The organism is Pseudomonas sp. FP2338 (assembly GCF_030687515.1).
In the GTDB taxonomy this organism is placed as follows: domain Bacteria; phylum Pseudomonadota; class Gammaproteobacteria; order Pseudomonadales; family Pseudomonadaceae; genus Aquipseudomonas; species Aquipseudomonas salomonii.
The window spans coordinates 2573402-2585195 of sequence record NZ_CP117436.1 but is presented as its reverse complement, the minus strand read 5'-3'; the positions used below and the strand labels follow the sequence as shown (position 1 = coordinate 2585195).

At 62.3% G+C, this 11794-nt stretch carries 11 protein-coding genes; 5 read left to right on the top strand and 6 right to left on the bottom strand.

The window, feature by feature from the left end; all coding sequences use genetic code 11:
- Positions 1-66: 66 nt before the first annotated feature.
- Positions 67-981: a LysR substrate-binding domain-containing protein gene (locus PSH96_RS11900; RefSeq protein WP_305459430.1), complete on the top strand. Its 915-nt coding sequence runs from the start codon at positions 67-69 to the stop codon at positions 979-981.
- On the opposite strand, the gene PSH96_RS11895 is transcribed toward PSH96_RS11900, so the two are convergent.
- Positions 935-1870: a LysR family transcriptional regulator gene (locus PSH96_RS11895; protein ID WP_305459429.1), complete on the bottom strand. Its 936-nt coding sequence runs from the start codon at positions 1868-1870 to the stop codon at positions 935-937. The two genes, PSH96_RS11900 and PSH96_RS11895, sit on opposite strands and share 47 nt — an antisense overlap.
- An 86-nt stretch (positions 1871-1956) precedes the next feature.
- Between PSH96_RS11895 and PSH96_RS11890 the strand changes: the two genes are divergently transcribed.
- The gene (locus PSH96_RS11890; RefSeq protein WP_305459428.1) at positions 1957-2988 is read left to right on the top strand and encodes an NADP-dependent oxidoreductase; all 1032 of its coding nucleotides are present in this window, start codon (positions 1957-1959) and stop codon (positions 2986-2988) included.
- Here the strand turns inward: PSH96_RS11890 and PSH96_RS11885 are convergent.
- Entirely contained in the window at positions 2975-3304 is a 330-nt protein-coding gene (locus tag PSH96_RS11885) for a DHCW motif cupin fold protein (RefSeq protein ID WP_305459427.1), read from the bottom strand. The two genes, PSH96_RS11890 and PSH96_RS11885, sit on opposite strands and share 14 nt — an antisense overlap.
- A 140-nt stretch (positions 3305-3444) precedes the next feature.
- Between PSH96_RS11885 and PSH96_RS11880 the strand changes: the two genes are divergently transcribed.
- Complete coding sequence (locus PSH96_RS11880; protein WP_305459426.1) at positions 3445-3927, top strand: HIT family protein; 483 nt, start codon at positions 3445-3447, stop codon at positions 3925-3927.
- Positions 3928-5464: 1537 nt separating this feature from the next.
- Here the strand turns inward: PSH96_RS11880 and PSH96_RS11875 are convergent.
- Entirely contained in the window at positions 5465-5929 is a 465-nt protein-coding gene (locus PSH96_RS11875; protein WP_305459425.1) for a GNAT family N-acetyltransferase, read from the bottom strand.
- A gap of 175 nt (positions 5930-6104) precedes the next feature.
- Between PSH96_RS11875 and PSH96_RS11870 the strand changes: the two genes are divergently transcribed.
- Entirely contained in the window at positions 6105-6440 is a 336-nt protein-coding gene (locus tag PSH96_RS11870) for a hypothetical protein (protein WP_017134555.1), read from the top strand.
- Here PSH96_RS11870 and PSH96_RS11865 read toward each other — a convergent pair.
- Positions 6430-8043, bottom strand: a complete 1614-nt coding sequence (locus tag PSH96_RS11865) for a hybrid sensor histidine kinase/response regulator (RefSeq protein WP_305459424.1) — start codon at positions 8041-8043, stop codon at positions 6430-6432. The genes PSH96_RS11870 and PSH96_RS11865 overlap by 11 nt on opposite strands.
- A 96-nt stretch (positions 8044-8139) precedes the next feature.
- Here PSH96_RS11865 and PSH96_RS11860 point away from each other — a divergent pair, with 96 nt between their 5' ends.
- Positions 8140-8742 carry a response regulator transcription factor gene (locus tag PSH96_RS11860; protein WP_177023839.1) on the top strand — a complete coding sequence of 201 codons (603 nt, stop codon included), beginning with the start codon at positions 8140-8142 and terminating at the stop codon, positions 8740-8742.
- A gap of 116 nt (positions 8743-8858) precedes the next feature.
- On the opposite strand, the gene PSH96_RS11855 is transcribed toward PSH96_RS11860, so the two are convergent.
- Positions 8859-10349 (bottom strand): aldehyde dehydrogenase, encoded by a 1491-nt coding sequence (locus PSH96_RS11855; protein ID WP_305459423.1) that lies wholly within the window; start codon positions 10347-10349, stop codon positions 8859-8861.
- Between the two features lie 39 nt (positions 10350-10388).
- Positions 10389-11768 (bottom strand): APC family permease, encoded by a 1380-nt coding sequence (locus tag PSH96_RS11850; RefSeq protein ID WP_305459422.1) that lies wholly within the window; start codon positions 11766-11768, stop codon positions 10389-10391.
- Positions 11769-11794 lie beyond the last annotated feature (26 nt).

Below are 11794 nucleotides of genomic sequence, written 5' to 3'. Positions count from 1 at the left end.
GGGCATATTGACGGCCGGGCCGCTTGCGGCCGCCCACCACTGCGTCTTGTCACGGGATAGGCCACCATGGAACTACGCCATTTACGCTATTTCATCATGGTGGCCGAAGAACGACATTTCACCCGCGCCGCCGCACGCCTGAACATGCAACAACCGCCCCTGAGCCAGCAGATTCGCGCCCTGGAGCAGGAGCTGGGGTTCGATCTGTTCAAGCGCCACCCCAAGGGCGTGGACCTGACGGCCGGCGGCCGGGTGTTCCTTGAAGAAGCCCAAGCCATTCTGGCCCGCGTCGAGCATGGCGCAGTCAAGGCCTCCCGCGTGGCCCAGGGCATCGAGGGCACCCTGGCCATCGGGTTCACCAGTTCGGCCGCCGCTCACGCGCTGATCCCACGCATCATCCGCGCCTACCGCGAGCGCTACCCGGCCGTAGAGCTTTCAATCAATGAAGGCAGCGCCCGGGAATTGACCGAAGACGCCATCGAAAAACGCATCGACGTCGGCATCCTGCGTGCCCCGGTCAGCACCCATCAAAGCCTGAGCTTCCACCGCCTGCTCAACGAAGAAATGCTGCTGGTCCTGCCCACCGGCCATCCGTTGCTGGACGCCGCCGGCAGCGCCATCCCACTCATTGCCCTCAAGGACGAACGTTTTATCCTGGTACGCCGCCCCGGCGCACCGGGCATGTACGCCAACCTGATCACCGCCTGCCAGAACGCCGGCTTCGAACCCAGGATCGCCTTTGAGGTGGAACGCATGCTGACCAACGTCAGCCTGGTGGCGGCCGGTGAAGGCATCTCCGTGGTGCCGGCGTCGATGCGCGATGTGCACCGTGACAGCGTGGTGTATTGCCGAATCAAAGACGCCAGGCCCAAGCTGTTGGCGCCGATTACCCTGGTGCGGCGCACGTTTAATCCGTCGGCGCCGTTGCAGAATTTTATTGGGCTGGCACGCGAGTTGGGGGCGGTGTATCGCAAAGGCTGAGACCCTTCACCCTCGGTTGCGTCATCAAATGAAACCCCTCGCTGAGCAATTCGACCGTGGCACGGATGCTTTCGGTCTGGCGCGGCACCGCGAACAACCCGTAGTTGACGCTCAATGTGGCGTTGCCAGCGGGCGCCAGCGCAATCACGCGCATGGTGTGCGGGTTGATATTGTCGGCGGGCAACAGCGCAACGCCCAGACCGTTTTCGACAGCCGCGCTGATTACGCCGACGTTCGGGCTGGTGACTGTCACACGAAAGTCGCGACCCGCCGCCAGTAATGCGTCGAACATCAAGCGCCGCCATGCGCAAGGCTCGGCGTACACAATCACGTCCAGAGGCAGCGCCGGATCGACTTCATCGTCAATCGCGCACACCCAATAAAGCGGCACATTCCAGGTGCGCACCGGGTCGGCGGCGAATACCGAGCTGACGCCGATGGCCACATCCAGCAGGCCGTCGTGCCAGCGCTGCGCTAAAGCATCGCCGTGATCCACGGTGATATCCATGTGCATATGCGGGCAGGTGCGGCGCAAACGGCCCAACGCCGCCGGCAAGGTAGTGACCGCCACGTCTTCGGACAAGCCCACGCGCACAGTGCCGATCACCGTACGCTCCTTCAGGCGTGTGGCGACCGTTTCACCCAGGGCCAGGATGCGTGTGGCGTAGCTGAGCAACAACTCGCCCTCAGTGGTTGGCACCACGCCACGCCCCGTTCGGCGCAGCAGGCGTTGCCCAAGCACCTCCTCCAGACGGCGAATCTGCGCACTCAGGGCCGATTGCGCCCTGCCCGCTTGCTGGGCGGCGCCACTGAGGCTGCCGTGGTGGCACACCGCGACGAAAGTGCGCAGCAAATACGGTTCGAAGGCATCGGATATCATGTTTGGCATAACTCTGAATCAACTGCTATGAGCCTACCTTGATAGCTTGCCGATGGCTACGCTGCTCAGCCTGTTCAATCAGTGAGTGATACGCCATGAACCCCACCGATAACACACGCATCGTTTTGGCCGCACGCCCCGACGGGCGCCCGAAAACCAGCGACTTCCACCTGGAACACTCACCGGTCCCCGAGCCCGCCGACGGCGAAGTGTTGCTGGAAAATCTCTACCTGTCCCTCGACCCCTATATGCGCTGGCGCATGAGCGCGGCCAAATCCTATGCCGAGCCGGTGGGCATTGGCGAGGTGATGGTGGGTGGCACCGTCGCGCGCATCAAAGAGTCGCGTCACAGCGATTGGCATGAAGGCGATACAGTGCTGGCCTACGCCGGTTGGCAGCGTTTTGCCTTATCCAATGGCCAGGATTTGCGCCGCCTCGACCCCAGCATCGCCCATCCCACCACTGCTCTGGGTGTACTCGGCATGCCGGGGTTTACCGCCTACGCCGGGCTGCTGAATATCGGAAAGCCAAAGCCGGGCGATACCGTCGTGGTGGCAGCGGCCAGTGGCGCAGTCGGCTCGGTGGTCGGCCAGATCGCTCGGCTGCAGGGTGCCCGCGCCGTGGGGATTGCCGGCGGCGCCGACAAGTGTGCTTTCGTGAAGGATGAACTCGGCTTTGATGCGGTCATCGACCACCACGCCCCGGACTTTGCCGAGCAACTGGCCAAGGCCTGCCCGGACGGCATTGATGTGTACTTCGAAAACGTCGCCGGGCCGGTGTGGGACGCGGTGCGCCCACTGCTCAATAACTTCGCGCGGATTCCGGTGTGCGGGCTGATCGCCCACTACAACGACGGCGCGATCCAGCACGCACAGGCCGACCGGCTGCCGGCGACGATGCATGACATCCTCGCCAAGAGCCTGACGGTGCGCGGGTTTATCCAGACCGAATTTGTCGACCAACAACAAGACAGGTTCTTGCAGGAAGCTGCGCAGTGGATCGCCGAGGGCAAACTGAAATATCGCGAGGACATCATCGACGGCTTGGCCCAGGCACCTGAAGCGTTTATCGGGCTGCTGGAGGGACGCAATTTCGGCAAGCTGATCGTGCGCCTCAATCCACAATAAACAGCTTCGCGCCACTGTGGGTGGATGAGCGATGGCCTTCCATGTCATTGCCCACCTGGTAACTCATCCCGGCCGTCAGCGTGAACTGGCGGCCGTCTTCCAATTCGGTGCGCAATTCCCCTTCCAGGCACAGCAGAATATGCCCGCGCCAACACCAGTGATCGGCCAGGTAACCGGGGGTGTACTCGACCATGCGCACGCGGGTGGTGCCGAAGTGGCAGGTACGCCACAGGGCACTGCCGGTAACGCCTGGGTGAAGTTCGGGTTCGACAGTGGACCAGTCGGTGGTGCCAAACGGGACAGCGGTCAGTTCCATGGTGGGCTCGGTCGTCAGTTAACGTGGCACGACACTATCCGCCTGGCACCCTCAGCGACAGACACAGATCGCCAGATTTTATGAGATACAGGCGCCCACGCTTGTTATCCTGCCCACCCTGCCCTCATGGACGTGTGCTTATGCAGATCGACCCCGCTTTTATCCTTCATGAAACCGAGCACTGGCGGCTCAACCATCATCTGACCTCAAAGCTGCCGGGCTACCTCATGCTGGGCGCCAAAGCCCCGATCGACTCCCTGGCTGCTATGCCCGAGGCCGCGCTGGCCGAGTTGGGTGGCCTGCTCGCCAAAACCCAACGGGTGATGGAGACGCAACTGCGACCGAAGTGGCTGTATATCAGCCGCTACGGACACATGCCGGGCTTCGCGCTGCACTTTCACTTCATCCCGGTGCATGACTGGGTGGAGCAGGCGTTTTGGCGGGATGAGCGCTATCGGGTGCTGCAAGGTTTTGGCTCAAAGGAACAAGGGCTGACCGATGGGGCTGAGCTGACGCTGTTCGTATGGCGCGAACTTGGCGAGAGCCTCACGCCGCCGTCCATCCAAGGTCCCACCGTGGAACAGGTTATTCAAACACTGCGCACAGCCTTCGGCGCCGAATGAAATCAACGGTGGGAGCTGTCGAGCCCCAGCGAGGCTGCGAAGGCGGCGGCACTGGCGATACATAAGTTGCCTGACCCACCGCTTTCGCAGCCTCGCTAAAGCTCGACAGCTCCCACAGGGGATCGGCTGTGTTGGTCAGGCCTCGGTTCGCAGAGGCCATCGAGGCAAGCGCAAATTCCCCCAGCGACAACGCTCAAATGTGGGAGCTGTCGAGCCCCAGCGAGGCTGCGAAGGCGGCGGCACTGGCGAAACATAAGCTGCCTGACCCACCGCTTTCGCAGCCTCGCTAAAGCTCGACAGCTCCCACAGGGGATCGGCTGTGTTGGTTAGATCTCAGTCCGCAGGGCCATCGCGCCATACACAAATCCCCCCAGCAACAAAGATCCAATGTGGGAGCTGTCGAGCCCCAGCGAGGCTGCGAAGGCGGCGGCACTGGCGATACATAAGTTGCCTGACCCACCGCTTTCGCAGCCTCGCTAAAGCTCGACAGCTCCCACAGGGGATCGGCTGTGTTGGTTAGATCTCAGTCCGCAGGGCCATCGCGCCATACACAAATCCCCCCAGCAACAAAGATCCAATGTGGGAGCTGTCGAGCCCCAGCGAGGCTGCGAAGGCGGCGGCACAGGCGAAACATAAGCTGCCTGACCCACCGCTTTCGCAGCCTCGCTAAAGCTCGACAGCTCCCACAGGGGATCGGCTGTGTTGGTCAGGCCTCGGTTCGCAGAGGCCATCGAGGCAAGCGCAAATTCCCCCAGCGACAACGCTCAAATGTGGGAGCTGTCGAGCCCCGGCGAGGCTGCGAAGGCGGCGGCACAGGCGAAACATAAGCTGCCTGACCCAACGCTTTCGCAGCCTCGCTAAAGCTCGACAGCTCCCACAGGGGATCGGCTGTGTTAGTTAGATCTCAGTCCGCAGGGCCATCGCGCCATACACAAATCCCCCCAGCAACAAAGCTCAACTGTGGGAGCTGTAGATCCCCAGCGAGGCTGCGAAGGCGGCGGCACTGGCGAAACATAAGCTGCCTAACCCACCGCTTTCGCAGCCTCGCTAAAGCTCGACAGCTCCCACAGGGGATCGGCTGTGTTGGCTAGATCTCAGTCCGCAGGGCTATCGCGGCATGCGCAAATCCCCCCAGCAACAAAGATCCAATGTGGGAGCTGTCGAGCCCCAGCGAGGCTGCGAAGGCGGCGGCACTGGCGAAACATAAGCTGCCTGACCCACCGCTTTCGCAGCCTCGCTAAAGCTCGACAGCTCCCACAGGGGATGGCTGTGTTGGCTAGATCTCAGTTCGCAGGGCTATCGCGGCATGCGCAAATCCCCCAGCAACAAAGATCCAATGTGGGAGCTGTCGAGCCCCAGCGAGGCTGCGAAGGCGGCGGCACTGGCGAAACATAAGCTGCCTGACCCACCGCTTTCGCAGCCTCGCTAAAGCTCGACAGCTCCCACAGGGGATCGGCTGTGTTGGTTAGATCTCAGTCCGCAGGGCCATCGCGACATACACAAATCCCCCAGCGACAAAGCTCAAAGGTGGCAAGGGTCAAAGCCGTTTTACCATTGGGATACACGCCAACTCCAACCCCGACGGCGAGTGATACACCGCCTGCTCCTCGCCTACATACCCGCAGGCCCGGTAGAAGCTCGCCGCATTCAACGTCGAGTCCAGCACGACCTCTTCAATCGCCAGTTGCCGCGCGAGTTTTTCCAGGTGATCAAGCATCGCCTTGCCATACCCACGCCCGGCGAACTCCGGCAGCACAAACAACGCACCCATTTCATTGTTGTCGAGGTCGAGCATTCCGGTCACAACGGGCTCACCGTTCACCCAGCCCAGGTAAAACGGCTTGTCCATCAGTGTGTCGTAACCGTCTTCAGCTTTGCCGCGTGTCCACAGTGCCATTTGCTCGGCGGTGTAGGCGCCGATGCATTGGCTGCGGATGGCCAACAGGCGAATGGCGAACGCCGCCTGGGCGTCCGCTGGGGTGGCGCGTTTTATCTCTAGCATTGCTGTCTCCGTCCATGACCTCATCGTGCCATTAGCACACTTGTGCTAATCGACCCCTTTACCCAGCGGCGCTATATTCCCCGGCACTTCCAACGTTCCCCCGGCACCGCACACCTGTTGCGCGAGGGTGCGTTGCGCGTTGGAAAAACCCTAACAACCCCAAGGAAGAAGCATCATGAACCTGCATGCCCCCGTTACCCGTCTCACCCTGCTCGGCGCCCTGATCATCGGCGTCGCCGGTTGCAGCAACGTCAAACCCAGCGAAGACCATCTCAAGACGCTGTCGGAAACCAACCTCGGTGAACCGGTCAAGCGTATTTCCAATGTACGCAGCGACTCCATGACCACCTACTACATCGCCAGCGCCGCGTCCGGTGATTACAACTGCTCCGTGCCCAGCGGTGCCAGCGGTGGCATGTTTGCCGTGGCCAGCTTTGGCCTGATGAAGCCTGCCGCCTACTGCCAGCCCAAGGGCGCGCGGGGCAATGGCTTGACGCCGTTTAACCAGTAACCCCCGATTGGCTGAGGTCACGCAGCGTGCCGCGCAGCTCTGCAGGCCGCACCGGTTTGGAGAGAATCGCGATCTGGCGGTCGTGCAAGGCCGCCTGGATTTTCTCCACGTCGTGGCCGGTGAGGATCAGTGCCGGCACCGCCCAGCCGCGTTGCTGGCGCAGGGCGTCGATGCATTCGATGCCGGTGGCGTGGTTGCCCAGGTCGTAGTCGGCGACGATGATGTCGCAGTCGCTGGCCAGGCCCTGCCCGCTGGACTCGGCCTGCACCTCGCAGCCCCAACGCTCCAGCAAGGCCTGGGTGGCCAGCAGCACGTTGTGGTCATCTTCCACCAGGCAGACTTTCAAACCCGTCAGCAGGCCGGCCTGGCGCGCGTCGTCGCGCGCAGCCGGTTGGCGTGGCGCTGTCGCCAATGCCAGGCCATGCAGGCTCACGGAGGTGCCATGGCCCACCCGTGATCGCAGGCTCACCTGCACCCCCATCAATTGCCCCAGGCGCTTGACGATGGACAGCCCCAGGCCCACGCCTTCGACGTCCTTGTCGCGCAGTTGGCGGACCCGATAAAACTCTTCAAAGACCTTCACCTGATGCTCCTCGGCAATACCGCGCCCCTGGTCATGCACCTCCACCGACAAGCCGCCGTCGCGCACGCGCACGCCGATCAGCACGGGCCGCTGTGCGCCGTATTTAAAGCAATTGGAGAGCAGGTTCTGCACCATCGTCGCCAGCATCGCGGGGTCGACCTGCACCCAATGCGCACACGGGCGCAGGCGCAGTTCCACCCCGGCCCAATGCGCCGCCTCGGCGTGTTGGCGCACCAGGTCGGCGAGGAATTCGCCCAAGTGAACCACCTGGTACTTGGGCAACAGCCTGCCGTTGTCGAGGGTGTAAAGGTCAAGAATCGAACGGAACAGCTGCGACACGTTGAGCAGCGAGCGGTCGATATTGTCCACCAAACGCTGCTCAGCCTCGCCCAACTGCGCTTCACGCAAACAGGCGGTGAACAGGCCGATGGAGTGAATTGGCTGGCGCAGGTCGTGGCTGGCCTGAGCCAGGAAGCGCGATTTTTCCAGGTTGGCGGCGATGGCTTCTTCGGACGCCTTGCGCGTGCGCTCAAGCAAAATATGCGCGTACACCGGGATCACCGTGCTGGTGATCATCAGCATCAGCACCATAAAAGGCTGCGCCTGCCACAGTGGCGTCAGCCGGTACACGATCAGCAGTGCAAGCAAGGCCAGGCCGGTGGCAATCGCCAGGTAGCGCGAACCGTAGCGCATGCCGTTGCCCAGGTTGACCCACACCATCACCGCATACAGTGGCAACGCCGGTTCGCCGCCCACCACCAACCCGAAGGAGGTGCCGGTGTAGTCGTGGAGCATGCCGAAAATCCGCCGCACCGGGTAATGCCCGGGCCAGCGCGCGATCACCTGGCGCAACGCAATGGAGACCAGCAGGAACGCGACGATATACAGGATCACCGGCAAGTAGGTGTCGACCGACTGGCCCGGCAAAAAGCCCAGCGCGCCGATGTAGACAATGGCGATGGCGGCCACCACGATGCGCAGGTTGGCCTGGTCGAGTTCGGAATTGGTCTCATGACTCATGGGTGACGTCCTTGTGCGGCATTCGGTCTATCCTTTACGCGCCAGAGGCTAAAGTAGCATGCCAACGCACACCCATGCCCCAGGAAGGAGCACGCCATGACCGGACGAATCATCATAGCCGACGACCACCCGATGTTTCGCGAAGGCATGCTGCGCACCGTGCAGCGCCTGTTACCCGAGGCCGTGGTACATGAGGCCGGCGACCTCGACGCGGTGCAGGCGCTGATCCGCGAAGGGGGCGACATCGACACGCTGATCCTCGACCTGCGCTTCCCGGGCCTTACCTGCATGAGCCAACTGGCCGACCTGCGCCAGCAACTGCGGCGCACCACCTTGATCGTGGTGTCGATGGTCGATGACCCGGCGCTGATCGATCAGGTCATGGCCCTGGGCGCCGATGGTTTTATCGGCAAGAACATCAGCCCCGATGAAATCGGCCAGGCCCTGTTGGCGATCCGCGAAGGCGAAGTGCTGGTCAAGTTTTCTCCCTCCGGCCTGCTGCCACTGGGCACCCACACCCTCACCGCGCGCCAGCAGGAAGTGCTGCGCCTGATCGCCCAAGGCAAGACCAACAAGGAAATCGCCAAGGCCCTGGCGATCTCGCCGTTCACCGTGCGCATCCATGTGTCGTCGCTGCTGCGCAGTTTGAAAGTGCCCTCGCGCGCGGCGGCAGCGGTCAAGTATTCCGGGGAGTTCTAGGCGTTTTCATGGCGTGGGCGATGCCCTGGCGGCGCGAGTCCGGCAGTACCAGCAGATGTTGCAGGTAAGCGTGCCGGCCGTGCACCCATGAATACACAACCGGATGACCGTTTTGGCTATCGCAGCGCAAACCAGGTGGTTTTCAGCTGCGTGTACTTATCGAATGAGTGCAGCGACAGGTCACGCCCGAACCCGGATTGCTTGCCACCGCCGAACGGCACCGCCACATCCAGGGCATCGACGGTGTTGACCGAAACGGTGCCGACATTCAACGCACGGGCCACCCGATGCGCGCGATTGAGGTTATCACTCCAGACCGAGGCCGCCAGCCCGTAGAGGCTGTCATTGGCTTGCTGTATCGCTTGCTCCTCAGTGTCAAAGGCGCTGATCGCCAGCACTGGACCGAACACTTCATCGCGCGCGATGCGCATGTCACCGGTCACCTCGCCAAAAATCGTCGGCTGGATGAAGTTGGAGCAACCATTCACCATCACCTGCTCACCACCCGCCAGCAGCCTGGCGCCCTCGCCCTGGGCCTGATGGATCGCCTTCATGATGCGGGCGGTTTGCTCACTGTCGACAATGGCGCCGGCAGCGCTGCCAGGGTCGAGCGGATCCCCCGGCATCCAGGCACGCGCCTTGGCAATCACACGCTCGACAAATTCATCATGGATGGAGCGTTGCACATACAGCCGCGAGTTGGCCGAGCACACTTCACCCTGGTTGAAGAAAATCCCGAAGGCGGCTTTCTCGGCCGCCAGGTCCAGGTCCTGGCAGTCGTCAAACACCAGGTTCGCGCTCTTGCCGCCACACTCCAGCCACACCTGCTTCAAGTTGGACTGCGCCGAGTACTGCATAAAATACTTGCCGACCTGGGTGGAGCCGGTGAACACCAGGCAATCCACGTCTGGGTGCAGCCCCAGCGCCTTGCCGGCACTTTCGCCAAGGCCCGGCACCACGTTCAGAACCCCTTCCGGGATACCCGCTTCCAGGGCCAGCTGGGCCAGGCGCAGGGCCGAAAAGGGTGATTGCTCGGCGGGTTTGAGCACCACGCTGTTACCGGCCGCCAACGCTGGTGCGAGCTTCCAGGCCGCCATGTCGAGTGGGAAATTCCACGGCACCACCGCCGCAACGACGCCCAGTGCTTCACGGGTGATGGTCGCCAGTGCGTTGTGCGCGGTGGGCGCAACTTGATCGTAGAGCTTGTCCAGCGCCTCGCCGTACCAGGCGAATACATTAGCGGCGCCGGGCACATCAATGGTGTAGGCGTCCATCACCGGCTTGCCCATGTTCAGCGAATCCAGGAGGGCCAACTCTTCGCGATGGGTCATCAGCAACTCAGAGAGCCTGATCAGGATTTTCTTGCGTTCCACCGGCGGCATACGCCGCCAAGGGCCGGTGTCGAAGGCCTGGCGTGCGCTGCGCACGGCGAGGTCCACCTCTGCGTCGCCACAGGCGGCCACACGCGCCAGCAGTTGGTGGGTGGCGGGGTTGATTGCATCAAAAGTCGCCCCGCTGGCTGCGCTCACGGGCCGACCACCGATCAAAGCGGTGTCGATGAAGGTCTGGCGGGCAACGCGTTGTTGCCAGTAATGAAGGTCGAACACGGTGTACTCCCAATAAAAGTCGATGGACAGGCGAAGGTTTTATTCCGCGATCTGCAGTTCAGGCATCTTCACGCGCAAGCCGCGCGTGATGCCCAGCAAACAAATAAGGCCAACCCCCATCCAGCACAGGCCGATGGTGAAGGACAGGCTCGACAGGCTGGTCCACAGCCAGACCGTGCCAAGAAACCCCAGCGCCGGCAGCGCGGCATACAACAGGTAGTTCCGGGTGCCGCGCAGTTGCTGGTCGACCACGTAATGCTTGATCACCGCCAGGTTCACCGCCGAGAACGCGAACAACGCGCCGAAGCTGATCATGTTGGCCACCGTGTCCAGGGTGATGAACAGCGCAATCAGCGAGAACAGGCTGACCAGCACAATCGCGGTGGCCGGCACGCGTTTTTTAGTCACCAGCTTGCCCAGCACGCGAGGCAGCGCGCCGTCGCGGCCCATGGCAAACAACACCCGCGACACGCTGGCCTGGGAGACCATCGCCGAGGCGAAACAGCCGGCCACATAAGTGGCGGTAAAAGCCGTCACCAGCAGCTCGCCGCCGACACGGCGCATTACATCCACCGAGGCCGAATCCGGGTCGGCGAACGTGTTCCATTCCGGGAAGACCATTTGCGCGAAATACGACACCAGCAAAAACAGCAAGCCGCCAAACAGCGACACCACCATGATCGCCAGCGGAATGGTGCGGCGCGGGTTGGGGGTTTCCTCGGCCATGGTCGACACGGCGTCAAAGCCCAGGAACGACAAGCACAACACTGCCGCCCCGGCCATGATCAAGGGTGCGCTGAAGCCTTCATGATGGAACGGCGCCAGCAATGAAACGGGCGCCGCCTGCCCACTGAGGTTGTGCACCGACAGCGCCACGAACACCACGATGAACACCAACTGGGCCACGATCAGGATCCAGTTGACCCGTGTGATGGACTCGATGCCCACCAGGTTGAGCGCCGTGACCAGCGCAATCGAGCCCAGCACCCACACAAATGTCGGCACCGCCGGGAAGTACTCGGACATGTAGATGCCGATCAGCAAATAACTGAGCAGCGGCAAAAAGATGTAGTCGAGCAGCAAGGTCCAGCCGGCGATAAAGCCGAAATACGCACCGAACGCCTTGCGTGTATAGGAGTAGACCGAGCCGGAAAACGGATGCGCCTGGACCATGCGCCCATAGCTGTAGGCCGTCAGCAACATCGCAGCCAGGGTCAGCATATAAGCGGTCGGCAAGTGCCCCTTGGTCATCTGCGTGACCAACCCATAGGTGGTAAACACCGCCAGCGGCACCATGTAGGCCAGGCCGAACAGCACCAGCCCGACCAGCCCCAGCGGCTGGCGAAAGCGGCGCGTTGAAGCGGTTTTGGGTAACGTGTGATGGGAGGGAGTTTCGGCCACGCTTGTTATTGTATTCATGGGTGACTCCTGGAAAGAGGGATGCG

Excerpts from the sequence above, each read along its gene's own strand:
- PSH96_RS11865 (WP_305459424.1), bottom strand. The coding sequence starts at position 8,043 with ATGAGTCATGAGACCAATTCCGAACTCGACCAGGCCAACCTGCGCATC.
- PSH96_RS11870 (WP_017134555.1), top strand. The coding sequence starts at position 6,105 with ATGAACCTGCATGCCCCCGTTACCCGTCTCACCCTGCTCGGCGCCCTG.
- PSH96_RS11885 (WP_305459427.1), bottom strand. The coding sequence starts at position 3,304 with ATGGAACTGACCGCTGTCCCGTTTGGCACCACCGACTGGTCCACTGTC.
- PSH96_RS11860 (WP_177023839.1), top strand. The coding sequence starts at position 8,140 with ATGACCGGACGAATCATCATAGCCGACGACCACCCGATGTTTCGCGAA.
- PSH96_RS11895 (WP_305459429.1), bottom strand. The coding sequence starts at position 1,870 with ATGCCAAACATGATATCCGATGCCTTCGAACCGTATTTGCTGCGCACT.
- PSH96_RS11875 (WP_305459425.1), bottom strand. The coding sequence starts at position 5,929 with ATGCTAGAGATAAAACGCGCCACCCCAGCGGACGCCCAGGCGGCGTTC.
- PSH96_RS11890 (WP_305459428.1), top strand. The coding sequence starts at position 1,957 with ATGAACCCCACCGATAACACACGCATCGTTTTGGCCGCACGCCCCGAC.
- PSH96_RS11850 (WP_305459422.1), bottom strand. The coding sequence starts at position 11,768 with ATGAATACAATAACAAGCGTGGCCGAAACTCCCTCCCATCACACGTTA.
- PSH96_RS11880 (WP_305459426.1), top strand. The coding sequence starts at position 3,445 with ATGCAGATCGACCCCGCTTTTATCCTTCATGAAACCGAGCACTGGCGG.
- PSH96_RS11900 (WP_305459430.1), top strand. The coding sequence starts at position 67 with ATGGAACTACGCCATTTACGCTATTTCATCATGGTGGCCGAAGAACGA.